Raw genomic sequence first — 17333 nt, 5'->3', positions numbered from 1 at the left:
GATTCAGCCGTCGCTGCGAACGACCCCGCGCTGGGCCCGCCAGCGCAGGAAATGATCCGCGAGCACGAGCGCGACCATCGCCTCGCCCATCGGCACGAAGCGCGGAAGCAGGCACGGATCGTGGCGGCCCTTCGTGCGCACCGTCGCCGCCTCGCCCCCGCGCGTTACGGTTTCCTGCGAGAGCGGCAGGCTGCTGGTCGGCTTGACTGCCGCGCGCACGACGATCGGCATGCCGCTGCTGATGCCGCCGAGCATTCCGCCGTGGCGGTTGGTCCGCGTGCGCACGGCCCCTGCCTCGTCGGTCTCAAATACGTCGTTGTTCTGGCTGCCGCGTGCCTGCGCGACTGCCATGCCGTCGCCGTACTCGAACGCCATCACCGCCGGCAGGCTGAGCAGCGCCTTGGCCAGGTCGGCCTTGAGCTTGTCGAAGACCGGCTCGCCGAGGCCCGCCGGAACTCCCGTCGCGACGATCTCGGCCAGGCCGCCCACCGAGTCCTGCTGCTTTCGCAGGCCCTCGATCAGCTCGACCATCCGCGCTGCCGCCGACGGATCGGGGCAGCGCACGATGTTCGGGCTTCCGTCGGGCAGCGTCTCGACCTGCTCCAGCGTGACATCCGAGGGGGAGGGGATGTCGGCACGGATCTCGCCGACCTGCCGTACGTACCCGACGACGCGGGCCCCGCAGGCCTCGGCCAGTATGCGCTTGGCGACGACACCGGCGGCTACCCGGACATTGGTCTCGCGCGCGCTCGAACGTCCGCCTCCGCGGTAATCTCGCACACCATACTTCGCGTCGAACGTGAAGTCCGCGTGGCCGGGGCGATAGAGCTCCTTGATCTCGTCGTAGTCGCGGCTTCGCTGGTCCTCGTTGGCGATCAGGATCGCCAGCGACGTACCGGTGGTCACGCCCTCGAAGACCCCGGACAGGATCTGCGGGACGTCCGACTCCTGGCGCTGGGTGACGATCCGGCTCTGGCCCGGGCGGCGCCGGTCCAGATCGACGAGCAGGTCCTCGACCGAAAGCGCGATTCCGGGAGGCACTCCGTCGATGATGACGACGTTGGCGGGACCGTGGCTTTCGCCCGCAGTCGTAATCCTTAGTGCATGGCCAAAACTGCTGCCGGGCATAGGTCATTTTAACGGAGACCGAGGCCCGGACGCGAACACGCGCCGCAAGCGCGGCGGCCTTGTTTTTCCCGCATCGGAGGGGGTGCGGGTGCGCTGCAAGAAAATCTGAGAATCCGGTTTCTAACGCCTTGGCGAAGGATGATACTCGGCTCCGCTCAAGGGTGGGGACTTGGGTGCGTGAGACGACTTCTTCGTTCTCTGCCGCGGTCCTCCCTTTACGATTCGCACTGCGAGGGGATCGCATGACTGCTGTCGAAATTCTCCGGAGCGCAGTTCCGCCCGGCGACGATGCCGTGATCGAGAAGGCCATCGCCGATCTCGACGCGAAACTGTGGGAATGGACCGACGCGCTCAAGAGCGCGCAGGACCAGCTTCGCAGCGCGTTCGCGACGCGACCGCTGCCGCAAGCGCCACCGGCCCCGCGACCTTCCAGCAATCTCTACGACGAAGCCCCGATGCCTTCGCTCGCCGCGTCGGCAGCGGCCGCGCACATTCCGAGCGCGCCGCCGCTCCCCGACTGGTCGTCGGTGCAATCGTCGGTGGACACGAGCTGGACTCCGCCGTCGGCGTCGCGGCCGCAGCCGAGCGCACCAGGCGCGCCGCCTCCGCCGTCGTCGTTCCAGAACCTGCCATCGTCCAACGAGTGGCCGCAACAGCCGCCGCAGGCGGCTTACCACGGCGCTCACGGCGCCGGTCATGGTGGGCCGCAGCCGAACGCCGGCCAGCCGCCGCCGGGATTCCCGCAAGGCGGTCCTCAGCAGAACACGGCCACCGGCGGCATGATGCAGTGGCCGACGACGCCGACCGGAAACTGGCCCGAGTCTGCGCAGGGCACAGGCACTCAGCCGCAAGCATGGCCGACGTGGAACCCCAACGATGGTTCGCAGCCCCGAAAGGGCGGCGTGCGAGCGTCGAAGGCCCCGAAAGCCGTGCGACCGATCGTGCAGGGCCCGACGCCTGAGGAGCGCGCGCAGAAAGCCGCCGCCGAGGAAGCGCTGCTGTCCGAGCTCGAAGAGGCGATCGCGCGGCGCGTGCGCCTGCTGCGCCGCCTCGACCCGGATACTGCGATCGAACGATTGATCGACAAAGCGCGCCAGGGTCACGCCGAAGCGCAGGCCGCGGCGCCGTCGAAGGAAGACAGCAAGACGACTTCGTCCTCTTCGTGGTGGAGAAGGAAGTGAACATGAGCACACAGGCTTCCGTGGAAACCGATCCCGTCCTCGCGGTCGACGAGCCCGAGTCGCCGGATCTGGCCAAGCTCGCGCACATGGGCCAGGACGTCTTGAAGACGGTGCAGCAGATCCGCGAGCTGCTGCAGGCGCGCGCCGAGGTCCTGGATACCTGCCGCGAGACGCTCACGCAGCAGCACGCGCGTATCGTCGACCAGCGCGAGCGCCTCGACAACGAACAGACGTCGCTGTGCGACGAGTACGAGCGTCGCGAAAGCGATCTCGGCGAGCGCGAGAAGCGCTTCGAGGGGCTCGAGGAAAGGATCCGCCAGCTCAGCGCCACGTTCCAGGTCGAGGCCGACGATCTCAAGCGTCGCGCCGAAGAGATCCGCCGCCGCGAGGCCGAGCAGACCCAGCACAAGATTGCGCTCGACGGCCGCTCCAAGGAGCTCGACACGCGCGAACGCGACGTCGTCGACCACAAGAGCACGCTCGAGCGCCAGAGCGCCGAAATGGAAGTCGATCGCGAGAAGCTGCGCGTCGGCGGCATCGAGCTCGGTGCCGCGCGCGACAAGCACCAGCACGACCGCGAGACGCTGCGCGCCGAGCGCGAGCGTCACGACGAAACGGCGATGCAGCTCGAGGAAGACCGCCGCGCGCTGGCCGAGTCGCTGGACGCGCTCGAGAACCGGCAACGCCAGTTCGACGCCATGGTCTCCGAGCTCGAGCAGCGCGAGGCCCAGGTCGTCGAGCGCCAGGGCACGCTGGAGCTTCGCATCCAGCAGCTCGCCAAGCAGAAGGACGAGATGATTGCGCTGCGCCAGCGCTGGGAAGCCAAGATCAACGAGCTCAACGCCGCGAGCACCAACCTGACGACGCTGCGCGAGCAATTGGTCGAGGAAGTCGGCCACATTTCCAACGAGAGGACCGACCTGCTGAGCCGTTTCGGGCTGACCGAGCGCTCGTGGGGCAGGGGCGCGGAGGCCAACGGCGGTGTTCCACCGACCGCGGAGCCGCCGGTGTCGGCGTCGGTCGAGCGCTACCAGAAGCTGTGCCGCGACGCGCGTCGACGCGCGATCGGCACCATCTGACGGCCGCAAGCGACGAGAGGACGGAGGCAACGGTTCGATGCTGCGAGGCTTCTGGCGTCAGGATTCCCCCGGTGGGGGAGGAAGAGCGGGAATCGACGAAGATCCGCTGCGTGCGCACATGCAGCTCGAGCGCTTCGGCGTCATCGTCACGCGCGGCGAGAAGTGGCGCGCCCACCAGGATTACGAAACGATTTTCCAGTCGGCGCTCGATGCGATCGACCAGCGTTTCTCGCTGGTGCCCGAAGGCTTCGTCTCGATGCCGACGACGATCGTCGACGAGCCGGGCTGTCCCGAAGTCGATTACGAAACCGAGCCCTTCCTGCTCGCGCGCACCTGCGTCACCAACGCGCAGTACCAGAAGTTCGTCGACTCGGGCGCCTACGAGGACCTCGAGATCTGGCCGGAGTCGATCTGGCCTCATTTGATCGGGTTTCAGGACCTGACCGGAAAAGCGGGACCGCGCTTCTGGCGCGGCGGCCGTCACGATCCGTCCAGGTCGGATCATCCGGTCGTCGGCATCTGCTCGTACGAGGCCGCGACGTACGCAGCGTGGGCCGGGTTCCGCCTGCCGACCGAAGCCGAATGGCAGATGGCGGCAAGCTGGCGCATCCGCACGTCCGCGCACGTGTTCCGCCGCTACCCGTGGGGCGACTCGCACGATCCACGGCGCTGCAACACGTGGGCTTCGGGCAAGGGCGGCACCGTTCCGGTCGGCGCTCACACCGAGGGCGCCGCGCCCAACGGCGTTCTGCAGCTCATCGGCAACGTCTGGGAATGGACGTCCAGCGATTTCGAAGTGACCGACGAAAAGGGACGCCCCGTGGTCGGTGACATGCTGCTCAAGTCGATCCGCGGCGGCGCGTTCGACACGTACTTCTCGTGCCAGGCCACGAGCCATTTCCGCACCGGGCTGGCCTGTCTGGCCCGTCCCCACAACGTCGGCTTCCGCTGCGTGCTGGACGCCGGCCGCCGCGGCAACTGAGGAATGGCCATGGGTTGGATGCAGGCCGAACCGAACGATCCGCAGCTTCGCTGCATGATCTGCGACGCGCTGAACACCGTCGACGTCGTCGTCTGCAGCGAATGCTCGGCGCCGATGGCGCTGGTGCACGACTCGGTCACCCAGGGCCGTGCGCCGCAGATCGTCAGCGTGCTCGGCGACAGCAACGTCGGAAAGACCGTCTACCTCGGCTTCCTGCTCGACATGCTTTCGCAGCGGGCAAACGAATTCGAAGCGATCCCGAAGGGCGCCTACAGCGTCGACATGCAGCAGAACGTCGTCGCGAGCATGACGCAGCGGACGTTCCCGGCCAAGACCGCGATGGAGCCCGACCGGTGGCACTGGGCGTACTACCAGGCGCGAAAGGCCGGCGGACGGCGCTCCAAATGGTACGACCTGGTGATGCCCGATCTTGCCGGCGAGTCGCTCGCCGCCGAGATCGCCAATCCGGCCACGTACAAGGTGATCCGCAGCCTGCTCGGCAAGTCGGCCGGCTCGATGCTGCTGGTCGATGCAGCGCTCGCGGCCAACGGCGCGACGCGGCCCGACTTCTTCGCGCTCAAGATGATGAGCTACATCGACTCGCTGTTCCAGACCAAGCGCGACGCCAAGGTGCAGACGCCGATCGCGATCGTGCTCTGCAAGGCGGACCACTGCCCGGAGAGCTTCGATGACACGCGCCGCTTCGTGCAGGGCAGCCTCAACCGCCTGTGGAACCTGTGCGAGAGCCGCTTCGCGACCGTCGAGTACTTCGCGTGCAGCTCGGTCGGCTCGCTGGCCTACGCGACCGGCGCCGACGACGACGGCCTCGAGTTCGCAAGGCCGATTCCCCTTCACACCTCGCTGCAGGGGATCCTGGAACCGTTCGAGTGGCTGATCTCGCGGATCTGAGCGGCACGGTTCCGGTCGCCCTCGAGTGCGACCGCGCGATCTTCACCTCCCTGCCTTCGAACATCGGCGAAGGCTACCGCCTCGTTGCGTGGAGCGGCGGGCTCAAGCTCGAAGAGAGACAGGAGCTGACACGCCGGGCGCCGTCGCACGGCTCTCTCGTCGGGGAGTCGGGCCGCGCGACGATGCTGTTTCACCTGCAGAGCAGCGGGCGTGCCGCCTGGGGATTCGTGCGCGTTGCCGGCGCCGAGCATACGCGGCGCGGCGGCGGGCGGGTGTGGACCGATTTTCTTCTCGCGGACGCGGGCGATGCCAGGCGCGAAGGTCCTGCGCCGGCGCTGCTTCGCGATGCGCTGGCTGCCTCGGTGCTGCCGAAGCCGCCGCTCGGAAGCTCCCCGCTCGCAAAAGTGGGCGTCGCGCGCGGACAGGCGCCGGCGCCGGCCAAGAGCGCCCGCATCGAAAGTGTCGCCCGCGTCGCGTCGCTTCTGTTCGAAGGCCGCACCTGCGTCGTCGCGGCCGGCGGTGCTCCCGTCGAAGTCTTCGAGCAGGCGCTTCGCCTGCTTCCGGCGTGCCTGCGCGAGCGCGTCGATGCCTGCGCAGGGCTTCGCTTCAGTCCCGCCCGCGGCGTCAAGACGACGCTGACGGATCGCATCGACCAGGACACGCTGCGCGCGACGCGCGGACAGAAAGTCGAGTGCGTCGATCTCGAAAAGAGCGCACCTGCGCTCGAAGGCCCGCTGGCGCCGTGGTGGACGCTGGTGCTGCGCTGGTGGAACGAAGGACGAGGCGACGAAGCGACGAGCGTCGCTGATCGCCTGACCGGCGGATGGAACCTGCGCGAAATCCTCGACGTCGCGGCGCTGTGCGAATCGATCGACCGCCGCGAGTTCAAGCCGGACGCTCTCGCGGCGCGGTTGGCGCGGCACAGCGTTTCGTAGAGCACGAAACGATTCGACGCGCCGGCGCTACCGCCGTGTCGCCGGACAGGGGAGGGGTGGTCACTGTCCGAGGCCGTTCCCTTGCGTCATCCCGTCGTACCAGACTTCGGACTTGCCGCTCGTCGATCCATCGCCCGCAGTGACGAATGCAATTCGCATCGATACGAGCTTGCTGCCCGGGTTGCGCCGGTCCCAGTCCCGCGTCACCACGGCAGGCAGCAACTCTCTTGCGGGCTTGGTTCCCGGCGTCCGAAGATACGTGAAGTAGACGAGCCATCGCGCGCCCGGATAGAACGACAGCGGCGCCGCCGGCGCGACCTGCGCAGCGTCCTTGTCCACCGCGCGTTCATCGAGAACGCTCACCTTGCGACCGTCGCCGAGAGTACCGACGATGACCGGCCAGCCGCGGATTTCCGGTCCGACGCTCTCGAACATGTCCCATCGCTGGTACAGCGCGAAGACGCGCCCGATCCACCCGATATTCCCCATCTCGCGCTCGATGGCGTAGTCGCGAAACGACAGCGGCACGCCGGTTCGGCCCGCGCGCCACCACTCCTGCATCCAGGCGAGGTTGTGCTGCGCGGCGTATTGCTCGGTACTGAGACCGACGACGTTCCATGCCAGCACGTACGCGAAAAGGACGCCGACCAGGGTCTGCTGTACCATCGAAAACCAGCGCGCGCGGGTCGTCGTTGACGCGGGCGCCGGGATCCCTGCGTTCGCAGTGCGCGGATGGCCGGTTCCGACTCGTTCCCAGAACCCGGTGGGGAGGAACGGAATCAGCGCGACGACGGCGACCGGCTGGAAAAGCCCGGTGTGAAGCGAAAGCCCCATCGCCGCGTGAAAACCGGCGAGCAGCACGAGCGTCACCATGCGCACCGTCGCCGTTCGCCATGGCAGCAGCAGAGGGATCGGCGCGAGGATCTCGATCCACGGCACGAGCCGGCCGAGCGCAGCCACCAGTGCCGGTGAGCGGCCCAGCATGCGGCCGATCCCGGTCGCATACGTTTCCGCCGCCAGCGCGTACCCGAGTGCGCTGCCCGATTGCCAGGAGTCGTTCCACTTGAGCAGCCCCGCAAACAGGTACATCACGCACGGCTGCAGCAGCAGCGCGGCAGTAGCCGTCGAAACATGCCGGGACGGCGCGAGGGGCGAGGGTGCCTTGTACCGATCGAATGCCCACACGCAGCCGAGCGGAAGGAACATCGACCAGAACAGCATCACGCGCAGCAACTGGTCCGCGCCGTAGAGCACCATCGGATTGCGCGCCTGCAGCGAGACGAGCATCGCCCACGTCACGATCGTTGCCGCCCGCGTGCGATAGCCTGCGATCAGCGCGCAAGCCGCGACGGTTGCGAACAGGAAGAGCGCGGACTGGCCGGCCACGCTCCCGGTCACGAAATGAACGGACCACTGCCACGGACTCACCGCGAGCAGTCGCGCGTAGGCGTCCCGCGGCAGCACGCCTGCGTCGGAGTAGTGCTGCTCGATCGCAGCGGAGCGCGTCCACAGATCGGCGAGGACGAGCGATCCGATGCCGATGCGAAATGCTGCGAGAGACCGACCGTCGATGCCGAACAGCCGCTGCGCCAACGCCCGCACGCCGCGCACTACACCTCGTGACGGCGCACCGACCACACGAACCCGTCGTACCAGTAGTGCATCAGCGAGATGAGGAGCGCCAGAGACGCGGCCCAGCGCAAGACGTTGTAGTCGCGCCCGTACGTCTGGAGATACGTGCCGAGCGACAACGTGATCGCCGCAAAAGCGAACAGCAGCACGGGCGTGCCGAACGGGACGCGTCCAAGGCGGGTGATGCGGGCGAGGTTGGCGCGCTCGGCCCACCAGACCAAGGCGAAGTACTGCACGCTATGGAAGACGTTCATCACGAACACGGCCTCCCACGACGTCAGGAACCCCCAGGCCGTCACCGAGACCACCCCCGTCGTCCCCAGCAGAACGATCTTCTGCGGGCTCAGCCGGTATCCCTGCTGCATGAACCTGCGGTACGAATACACGTAGTACGCCAGGAACAGCGGGCCCGCGACGAGCAACACGCCCGTCAGCGCACCCTCGATATTGCGGTGAGCATCGAGCCACAGCGCAGGCGCGTGCCAGTGGACGCGATCGAACAGTCGAAGCGATTGCAGGTGCGGCAGCAGGCTCCAGCCGGCGAGGAACGGTGCCAGATTGAAGAACTGCTGGAGGATGTAGTCCAGCGTTCGCCCGGTTTGCGCGGAGTTCCCCCAGCGCACGTCGTACATGCGGGCCAGCCCGAAGCTCTGCATGCCGAGATGATAGACGGCCCAGAATGGCGCCAGCACCATCGCTGCGACCATCACCCAATCCGAAGTCATGAGCCCGGCGAAGAGCAGGATCGGCACCGCGACGAAGGCGAACCGGTGACGGACGAAGATCGACCGGTTGGCGTGGCTTCGAAAGAAGACGGCGACGGCATGCGCCTGGGACAGCACGAGCATCACGAAGATCGCCGTGGCCGACGGATCGCCGGCGCCCGGGAATGTCGCCGCGGCCGGCGGCACCATCGTGAAGACGCCGACCAGCGCGAGCGCGATCAGCGGGGACAGCAGGAACCAAGCTGCGTCGTAAGCGCCGGACGCGATGAATCCCTGCCCGCCCGCCACTGCGTGGAACCAGGATTGGTCCCCAACTCTATCGCCTCCGGGCAATGACACTTGAGCCTCGAGATATCCGATCCCGTCGATGCTCACCAGACGGGCGCTTCCGGACGACAGAGCGCCCGCCGGGCGATCCTGCAGCGCCTATTTCAGCGTGTTCGAGCTCCTGGTGGCCAGTTGGTATCCGCGCACGCAGTACGAGGCTGCGCGCTTGGGATCGGTCACCTCGAACTGCTTGCCGTCGGAAGCGTACGTCGGCGCGGTCGGCTCCAGCAGATACTGGGACGGCAGCTCGGTGATCGCCTCCTGGGCATCGTCACAGAGCTCGCCGAGGCGGTCCTGGTAGAGGACGGGAGGGTAACTCTTGGACTTGCGGTCCATCGCCAGCTCCATCTGGGTCTTCAGCGCGAGATCGAGCTTGTTTTCGAGAGCGGCAGCCTTCGCGATGGCTTCCCCCAGCTTCGCCTGCATCTGGTTGTCGTGCGTCGTCAGTTGCGCCGCCAGGTCCAGGTCGTGCGCCTCGAGCTGGTGCGCGAGGTACTGGCCGCGCTTGTCGGATGCGGCCGACTCGGCGAAATGCACTTGGATGTCGCAGAAAATGAGGTTGTCCACGACGTTTTCCGCACCCACCAGCAGGCCGTCGGCCACGCTCAGTGCGACCGCGGAGACGACGCAGGCCGAGGCTCCGTTGCCGCCGATTCCGATCGCGATGACGATGGCGTTGCACGCCGGCAGCGCGGCTCGCTGAACGCCCTCGGCGGCCGTCAACGCTTCTCGCAGCGCGAAGAACGTCGCCTTGAGCCCCACCTTGACCGCGGCGGTATTGACCGTGCCGACGTCGTTGGGGCAGGTCGAGTTCTGCGGCGGATAGTTCGCCGCGGGAAAGGTCGACAAGTCGTAGTCCCTCAGGCTTCCATCGGTGGAGGCCTCGGACGAAGACGATTGCACGGGCGCACCGGCTGCAGCGTCGACTGCATTCTTCAGCTGGACGTAGTCTTTCACCTTCGCGTTGATTTCGGCGAAGTTCAGGTCCTTCAGCACCTGCAGCTCGTCGTCGGACAGGCCGCTCAAGACCTGTTCCATCTGCGAGGCTTCCTGCGTGTAACCGAGCCCCTTGAACGTCGCGGCCAGGTCGAGGATGTCGTCGCGCTCGGCGCCGGCTGCGACCGATGGTACCATCGCCGCAAATACGAGAAACACGCCAATCGCTCGTGGCAGGATCGTTCGCATCGTCGGGCTCCCTTGAAGTCCGCGTCCGCTGGCGGTGTTCGAATCAGACGTTCTTCGCTGCATCACGCTTCTCACGCTGCGCCCGCTGTCACTGGAGGGTCGAGGAGCCGGCGGTGGCCCTCACGAAACCGAGCACACAGTCGTCTGCCGCCAGCTTGGGGTCGGTGGTCTTCAGCGCCACGCCTTCGTCGATCGCCTCCTGCGCATTGCCGGAGAGCAGGTACACGACGGGCAGCTGATTGACGGCCGCCTGCGCATAGCTGCAAAGCTCGTCGAGCCGCTCCTCGTAGAAGATGCTGGGCCGCGACTGGCCGCTCTTTCGCGTCATGGCAATCTGCAGCTGGGTCTTCAGCAGCAGGTCGATCTTGCCCTGGATGCTGTCCAGGCGCGCGATGAGATCGTCGATCAGCGCCTGAACGGCGGTATCGTGCGTCTGAAGCTGGAGCTTGGCCGCGGTATCGTGATCGGTAAGCTCGTTGTGAATGAACTCCAGGCCGTGGAACGTGGTCCGGATCTTCGCGTAGTCCACTTCGTCGTCGCAGAAATCCACCAGCTCCAGTGCTTTGGCCGCTACGTCGAACGCCACGTGCACGACGGTTTCCGCGATCCCCAGGCCGACGCACACGAAAGTCTGGGGATTGCTGCCCACTCCGATCGCGACGATGAGTTGGTGACAGACGGGATCGGTGTCGTCGTAGAGGGCCTTGGCAATCTTGTAGGCCGCCAGTGCACCGACCAACGTTGAGCGAATGGTGATGACAGTGCTGATCTGCGTCTGGTTCGGTGAATTCGGGCAGCTGGTGGAGTCGGGCGTATAGGAGGTAAAGACCGGGTATCCGTCGGTGGCGCTCCTGGGCACCGACGTCGAAGGCTCGACTGCATCGCCTGTCGGCACCTGGTAGCCGGCGGCCTGCAGGCCCGCGATGGCCTCGCGCTGCTGGTTGATCAGGTCGGTCAACTGGTTGATGCCCGCATTGGAGAACGCCTGCAGGTCGCTGTCGGACATGGAGTTCACGACCTGCGTCAGTTGCCACGCACGGTCGGAATCGCCGGTCGCGGAGATCGCCGCGATCAGCGCGTTCGCATCGTCGATGGGAGCCGCCAGCGCCGCCCCGGCAGCGGCCATCAGCAGCAGTGCCGTCAGTGCGGCCGATCGTCGCAGTATCGTCGTCATCATCGGATGCCTCGACCGCTTCCTTGCGGAGTTCCTCGTCGCTTCAGCCATTGCCGCCGCAGCCGGCCGCATCAGTCCGCCCTCGCCTGGAAGAGTCCCGGCTGCTGTTTCTTGAACGGGGCGCTGTAGTCGGCTTCGAAACAAAGCCCGTTGGTGTTCTGAAGCTGAACCTTGAGCGGCGCTACGATTCCCGTCAGATCCGAAATGCCGCCGAAGCCCCCGTTGGACGGGAACGGGAACAGCCCGCCCTGGCCCGCGAAGCCGATGTACGCGCTGCCGTCGGGGCCGGCCGAAAGCGTGATGGACCTTACGCCGTCGGGCTCGGCGGACTGGGCCGGATCGACATACGTGAAGCCGGGCCTCGCGAGCGGATTCCAGCACGGCCTGGGCGTGATGACGTTGCAGATGCCGCCCGCCGGCGCCCTGGCCTGCACGAGCAGCCCGTTCGCGTCGTATACGCACAGAACGTAGCTGGTGCCTGCGGGCGCATCGAGGGTGGGATCTCCGAACTCGTCTTTCGTCGTCGCCGCTCCCCCGGTCCATTTCCACACGAACTTGAGGCCACCGACCTTCGGCTGGTCCTTGATCTGGATCTGGGCCTTGTGCGCTCGGAACGGCGCGCGGCAGCCCGTCAGCGCCACGTTCGCGCAGCCCAGTCCCGTTTCCGCCTGGCACATCGACGAGCAGCCGTCACCGTCTACGGCGTTGCCGTCGTCGCACTGCTCGCCGCACCCGACCTGAAGCGTCCCGTCGCCGCAATGCACCGACTGTCCGACACAGACGGCGCTCTGGCACGTGTCGTGGACCGTGCAACCGTCCCCGTCGTCGCAAGGCGTGCCGTCGACGTCGTACACATCCGCCGGACAGAGCGCCGTGGAGCCCGAGCAGAACTCGGAAGCATCGCACTGGCCGACGCTGGCGCGGCAGACCGTGCTGGCGCCGACGAACGCGTCCGCCGGGCAGGCTGGAGTTGCGCCGTCGCACGTTTCGGCCGAATCGCAGATTCCTGTCGAATCGCGGCACACGGTGCCGTTCGGAGTAAGGCTGTCGGAAGGGCAATCGGCGGCAGTTCCGTCACAGTCCTCCTCGGGATCGCAGACGCCGGCCGAAGGCCGGCAAACCGAAGTGCTCTTGGAATCCGCCGGACACACGCCGCTCTGGCCGTTGCATTTCTCTGCCGGATCGCAGAACCCGCCCGACTCGCGGCACACCGTACCGAGCGCCACGACCGTGTCGGCCGGACAGACGCTGGCCGGGTTGTTCGGACAGTGTTCGGCGACGTCGCACGAGCCGGTCGAGGCCCGGCATACGACGGACGAATCTTTGTATACGTCGGCCGGACAGGTCGCCGTCGAGCCGTCGCAGGTCTCGACCGGATTGCACAGGTCGTCGGCGCCTTCCCTGAGCAGGGTGAACTTGAGCTTCGTCTCGTCCGTCTGGACGTTGATCGTATGGGCCGCGCCACGCGTCTCGCCTGCGAGAAGGACGAGGTAGGTCGTGTCGCAGTCCACGTTGGTGGCGCAATCGGCGTTCGTCAGGCAGGCGCCGTTTCCGGGCGCGTCGGCCTGGCAGCGACTTCCGGAGTTGATGACGCTGGCAATGACCTTCTGGCCGGTCGCCGCACTGCTCTGCAGCGCATCGATGGCATCGACGAAAGTCTGCAGCGAGGTCGAGGAATCCGGAGTGACAGACTGCAAGGTGCCGCTCGTGCCGACCTTGAACGAGAACGTGGCGGCGCTGCTCGCGACCGTGCCGGTTGTGTCCGGATCGTTCGGACCGCGGGTGGACTCTACCTGCGACGCCAGCGAGCCGGGAGAATCGCGGCAGACTTTCGCGCTCGGCTGGAAGCCGTCGGCGGGACAGCTCGCGCTCGATCCGCTGCAATGCTCTTCGAGGTCGCAAACGCCGGTAGCAGCGCGACACACGGTCGTCGTCGGCATGAACTTGCAGCCGATGCAGCAGAACGATCCGCCGGGGACGTCGCAATCCTCGCCGGAATCGACGTTTCCGTCGCCGCAGGAGCTCGCGAGCGATTGCAGCGGATGGCACAGGGGGCCGGCAAGCAGCAGACAAAGCGCCAGTTTCAAGCGCATCGGGAACCTCCTCGACGAAGGGGTAGAGCGGAAGGGTCACGACCGGACCCGGGGATGGAATCGCCGAAAGCGCCCCCTCCAAGCGCCCGGCAGCAAATGCATAGCGTCCTGCAATGCTTAGGACAATGCTTCCCGCAGCGGAGCGTGCATTCGCGCTCCCAGTTGGGGGGCTTGCGCGGGCCGCCTGGAGCCCCGCGTCAGCCGAGCAGGGCGCCGAGCAATTCGTCGTAGCGCTCGGTGCGACGGAACTGCGGAAATTCGCGGGCGACGTTGTCGGGACAGCAAAACAGGATCCCGCGATCGGCCGCGCCGAGCATCGCCGTGTCGTTGTAGCTGTCGCCGGCGGCATGCACGGTGAATGCCAGCTCGCGCAGGCTCTCGACGGCCTTCTTCTTCCCGTTGCTGATCCGCAATCGATAGCCGGCGACGCGCCCCGACGGCTCGACCACCAGCTCGTGGCAGAACAGCGTCGGCCAGCCGAGCTGACGCATCAGCGGGGAAGCGAACTGGTAGAACGTGTCGCTGAGGATGATGACCTGCGACTTCGACCGGAGCTCGTCCAGGAATTCGACTGCACCGTCCAGGGGCGCGAGCGTCGCGATCACATCCTGGATGTCGGCGAGCTTGAACCCGTGGTGGTCGAGGATCTCGATGCGCCCGCGCATCAGCTTGTCGTAGTCCGGCTCGTCCCGCGTCGTGCGGCGCAGCTCTGCGATACCGGTCTTTTCGGCGAACGCGATCCACACCTCGGGCACGAGAACGCCTTCGAGATCGAGGCAGACGACGAGCGGCTTGGTGGATCCGGACATCGCGGGGAGAGGGAAGTCGCGAAAGAAAGCGGCCAGGCACCGGCCAACGAAGCCGGGGCCTGGCCGCAACTGCGGATCAGCTCTTGCCGGCCTTGGCCAGCTCGGAGTCGATGATGCTCTTGAACTTCTCGATCGGCTGGGCGCCCGAGATCATGCGGCCGTTGATGAAGAAGGCCGGCGTCCCCGACACGCCGACGTTGCCGCCGGCTTCCATGTCCTCGTCGATCATCGGCTTGACCTTGCCCGTCGACAGGCACTGGTCGAGCTTGTCCTTGTCGACGCCGAGGGCGACGACCGTGCTTTCGATCACGTCATCCGACAGCGTCGCCTTGTAAAGCGCGTCGTGCGCTTCCCAGAACTTGCCCTGCTCGCCGGCGCAGCGCGCCGTCTCGGCGGCCTTGCGCGCGAACTTGTGGAACGGCAGCGGGTAGTCGCGGTGCACGTAGCGGATCTTGTTGCCGTAAAGCGCCATCACTTCGGCGATCACCGGCTCGGACTTCTTGCAGTACGGGCACTCGTAGTCGGAGAACGCGATGATCGTCACGGGCGCCGACTTGTCGCCGCCGCGCGAGGGGCGGCCGCCGTCGTTGACGTCCACGATCGGAGGCGACAGCTTGATGACCGTGGGGTGCTTGGTGCGAAGGCTCGCCAGAAGCTCCTGGGCCTTCTGCTGGCGGCTGACGCCCTTCAGGTATTCGACGATGCGGCCCTTGACCTCATCGAGGGACTTGCCGCCGAGCTGCTCCTTGTTGTCGTCGTAGACCTTCTGCACTTCGGCATCGGTCGGCTCCGTCACGGGAGACTGTTTCAGCTCCGTCTCGAGCTGCTCCAGCGTCTTGCTCTGGCTCTGGGCTTCCAGCGTCAGCAGCTTCTCGGAGACGAGGTTGTTGAGCCCCTCCTCGAGAATGTCGAAGCGCTGGTTGTCGATGTCGATGAGCTGGGACTTGACCGATTTTTCCAGCTCGGCGCGGGTAATCGAGGTGTCGCCGACGGTTGCGACGACGTCGCTCGGGCTGCCGGCCTGGGCAAGGGCCGCAGCCGGAATCGACAGCGTCAGGGCGACGGCAATCAGGGCGAACATTCGCTGAGTCATGAAACTTCTCCTGGAAAGCGGGGTGAAATGGGCGGCTGGCTCGAGCCGCAGCCCTGCAAGATAGACGTGCCGGGTGCGGAAACCAACTGTCGGTCGGCGCCGGGCCCGCCGCCGGCCCGCTCCGGCGGGCGGCCCCGCCTTCCTGCCGGCGTCGCCGGCGTCGCCGCAACGTCGCCATTGCCCGCTGCGCCGCCTGTCTGGTGGCCCGCTTGTGGAACTTGCCTGCCTTCCCCGCTAAGCGGGCCGGCTATGCCTCAGATCATCTTTCACATGAAGGGCGTCCGGAAAGTGACGCCGCAGGGCCGCGAGATCCTCAAGGGAATGTGGCTGTCGTTCTATGACGGCGCGAAAATCGGCGTGCTCGGCCTCAACGGCGCCGGCAAGAGCACTCTTCTGCGGATCATGGCCGGCACCGACAAGGATTTTGCCGGCGAAACGATGGTCCGCGAGGGCACCAGCGTGGGCTTCCTCACCCAGGAGCCCGAGCTGGATCCCGAGCGCACCGTCCTCGAACACGTCGAGGAAGCCGTTTCTTCGACGCGCGCGCTGCTGACGCGTTTTGAGGACATCTCGGCGAAATTCGCCGAGCCGATGTCCGACGAGGAGATGGACAAGCTGCTGGCCGAGCAGGGGCGGGTGCAGGACCAGATCGACGCCGTCAATGCCTGGGAGCTCGACCGTCACCTCGAGATCGCGATGGACGCGCTTCGGCTGCCGCCCGCCGAAGCGAAGGTCGCCACTCTTTCGGGAGGTGAGCGCCGCCGCGTCGCGCTGTGCCAGATTCTCCTGCGCCAACCCGACATCCTGCTGCTCGACGAGCCGACCAACCACCTCGACGCGGAATCTGTCGCGTGGCTGGAGCGCCACCTGTCCGAGTACAAGGGAACCGTCGTTGCCGTCACGCATGACCGTTATTTCCTCGACAACGTCGCCGGCTGGATCCTCGAGCTCGACCGCGGCGAAGGCATTCCGTGGGAAGGCAATTACACGTCGTGGCTCGACCAGAAGCAGAAACGCCTGGCCCAGGAAGAAAAGGAAGCTTCGAGCCGCCGCCGTACGCTCGAGCGCGAGCTCGAATGGGTGCGGATGTCACCGCGGGCGCGGCAGGCCAAGAGCAAGGCGCGCGTCAGCCAGTACGAGTCGCTGCTGAGCGAGCACGAGAAGATGCAGGAAGCGCCCGAAAGCGGGCGCATCGTGATTCCGCCGGGGCCGCGCCTCGGCGATCTCGTCATCGAGGGCCGCGGGCTTCGCAAGAGCTACGGTGATCGCCTGCTGTTCGAGGACTTGAGCTTCACGCTTCCGCGTGGCGGGATCGTCGGCGTGATCGGTGCCAACGGCGCCGGCAAGACGACGCTGTTTCGCATGATCACCGGCAGCGAAACACCCGATGCCGGCACGCTGTCGATCGGCGAGACGGTCGAGCTCTCCTACGTCGACCAGTCGCGAGAAGCCCTCGACGGCGAGCGTTCGGCCTGGGAGGAGATCAGCGACGGGGGAAAGGAATTCGTGATGGTCGGCCGGCGCCAGGTGAACTCCCGCGCCTATGCCGCGTCGTTCAACATCAAGGGCAACGACCAGCAAAAGAAGGTCAAGCTGCTGTCGGGAGGCGAGCGCAACCGCCTTCACCTGGCCAAGCTGCTGAAAAGCGCCGGCAACGTCTTGCTGCTCGACGAACCGACCAACGACCTCGACGTCGATACGCTTCGGGCCCTGGAGGAAGCGCTGGTCGAGTTCGCGGGCTGCGCGGTCGTGATCAGCCACGACCGCTGGTTCCTCGACCGCATCGCGACGCACATCCTCGCGTTCGAGGGCAACAGCCACGCCGAGTGGTTCGAGGGCAACTTCGCCGACTACGAGGCCGACCGGCACCGCCGCTTCGGCACCGACGCCGACCTGCCCCACCGGATCAAGTACAAGCCGATCCGCGCTACTTGATCGGCTGTGGGGCCGCGAGCTTGAGCGAGAGCGCGACGACGTCGCACGGCGCGTCGGTGCACGCGATCGTGTACAGGCGGTGCTGGTAGCGGTTCCACAGGATGTGGACGTGGTGGCTCTGCTTGCCCTTCGCGTCGAGGCGCGTC

The 17333-nt window shown here is 66.6% G+C and carries 14 protein-coding genes; 6 read left to right on the top strand and 8 right to left on the bottom strand.

Translation table 11 applies throughout. The features are described from left to right. Nucleotides 1-3: 3 nt before the first annotated feature. Nucleotides 4-1128 carry a chorismate synthase gene (gene aroC / locus VGK20_07215; protein ID HEY2773826.1) on the bottom strand — a complete coding sequence of 375 codons (1125 nt, stop codon included), beginning with the start codon at nucleotides 1126-1128 and terminating at the stop codon, nucleotides 4-6. Nucleotides 1129-1370: 242 nt separating this feature from the next. Between aroC and VGK20_07210 the strand changes: the two genes are divergently transcribed. Genes VGK20_07210 through VGK20_07190 form a run of 5 tightly spaced genes read left to right on the top strand, consistent with a single transcriptional unit; the run spans nucleotide 1371 to nucleotide 6214 of the window. Further along, the gene (locus VGK20_07210; GenBank protein ID HEY2773825.1) at nucleotides 1371-2309 is read left to right on the top strand and encodes a hypothetical protein; all 939 of its coding nucleotides are present in this window, start codon (nucleotides 1371-1373) and stop codon (nucleotides 2307-2309) included. A gap of 2 nt (nucleotides 2310-2311) precedes the next feature. Beyond that, the gene (locus VGK20_07205) at nucleotides 2312-3388 is read left to right on the top strand and encodes a hypothetical protein (protein HEY2773824.1); all 1077 of its coding nucleotides are present in this window, start codon (nucleotides 2312-2314) and stop codon (nucleotides 3386-3388) included. Between the two features lie 37 nt (nucleotides 3389-3425). After that, entirely contained in the window at nucleotides 3426-4370 is a 945-nt protein-coding gene (locus VGK20_07200; protein HEY2773823.1) for an SUMF1/EgtB/PvdO family nonheme iron enzyme, read from the top strand. Between the two features lie 9 nt (nucleotides 4371-4379). Continuing rightward, complete coding sequence (locus VGK20_07195; GenBank protein ID HEY2773822.1) at nucleotides 4380-5279, top strand: hypothetical protein; 900 nt, start codon at nucleotides 4380-4382, stop codon at nucleotides 5277-5279. Beyond that, entirely contained in the window at nucleotides 5258-6214 is a 957-nt protein-coding gene (locus VGK20_07190) for a hypothetical protein (GenBank protein HEY2773821.1), read from the top strand. The genes VGK20_07195 and VGK20_07190 overlap by 22 nt, the downstream gene beginning before the upstream one ends. 60 nt (nucleotides 6215-6274) lie before the next feature. Here the strand turns inward: VGK20_07190 and VGK20_07185 are convergent, their stop codons facing one another. The 7 genes from VGK20_07185 to VGK20_07155 all read right to left on the bottom strand — a co-directional run bounded on the left by VGK20_07185 (nucleotide 6275) and on the right by VGK20_07155 (nucleotide 15252). Continuing rightward, on the bottom strand, nucleotides 6275-7807 hold the full coding sequence (locus VGK20_07185; GenBank protein HEY2773820.1) for an HTTM domain-containing protein: 1533 nt from the start codon (nucleotides 7805-7807) through the stop codon (nucleotides 6275-6277). Between the two features lie 17 nt (nucleotides 7808-7824). Beyond that, nucleotides 7825-8859, bottom strand: a complete 1035-nt coding sequence (locus tag VGK20_07180; GenBank protein ID HEY2773819.1) for a hypothetical protein — start codon at nucleotides 8857-8859, stop codon at nucleotides 7825-7827. A 138-nt stretch (nucleotides 8860-8997) separates the two neighbouring features. After that, nucleotides 8998-10083: a hypothetical protein gene (locus VGK20_07175; GenBank protein HEY2773818.1), complete on the bottom strand. Its 1086-nt coding sequence runs from the start codon at nucleotides 10081-10083 to the stop codon at nucleotides 8998-9000. 88 nt (nucleotides 10084-10171) lie between these two features. After that, entirely contained in the window at nucleotides 10172-11260 is a 1089-nt protein-coding gene (locus VGK20_07170) for a hypothetical protein (GenBank protein HEY2773817.1), read from the bottom strand. Nucleotides 11261-11328: 68 nt separating this feature from the next. After that, the gene (locus VGK20_07165; GenBank protein HEY2773816.1) at nucleotides 11329-13350 is read right to left on the bottom strand and encodes a hypothetical protein; all 2022 of its coding nucleotides are present in this window, start codon (nucleotides 13348-13350) and stop codon (nucleotides 11329-11331) included. A 197-nt stretch (nucleotides 13351-13547) separates the two neighbouring features. Next, the gene (gene thrH, locus VGK20_07160) at nucleotides 13548-14159 is read right to left on the bottom strand and encodes a bifunctional phosphoserine phosphatase/homoserine phosphotransferase ThrH (GenBank protein HEY2773815.1); all 612 of its coding nucleotides are present in this window, start codon (nucleotides 14157-14159) and stop codon (nucleotides 13548-13550) included. Between the two features lie 76 nt (nucleotides 14160-14235). Further along, nucleotides 14236-15252, bottom strand: coding sequence for a thioredoxin domain-containing protein (locus VGK20_07155; GenBank protein ID HEY2773814.1), 1017 nt, complete (start codon nucleotides 15250-15252; stop codon nucleotides 14236-14238). A 249-nt stretch (nucleotides 15253-15501) separates the two neighbouring features. Between VGK20_07155 and ettA the strand changes: the two genes are divergently transcribed. Beyond that, the gene (gene ettA / locus VGK20_07150) at nucleotides 15502-17187 is read left to right on the top strand and encodes an energy-dependent translational throttle protein EttA (GenBank protein ID HEY2773813.1); all 1686 of its coding nucleotides are present in this window, start codon (nucleotides 15502-15504) and stop codon (nucleotides 17185-17187) included. Nucleotides 17188-17333: the final 146 nt, after the last annotated feature.

This window comes from Candidatus Binatia bacterium, assembly GCA_036493895.1.
GTDB lineage: Bacteria > Desulfobacterota > Binatia > UBA1149 > CAITLU01 > DATNBU01.
The sequence above is the reverse complement of the archived record's forward strand: the minus strand, read 5'-3'. Positions and strand labels throughout refer to the sequence as shown.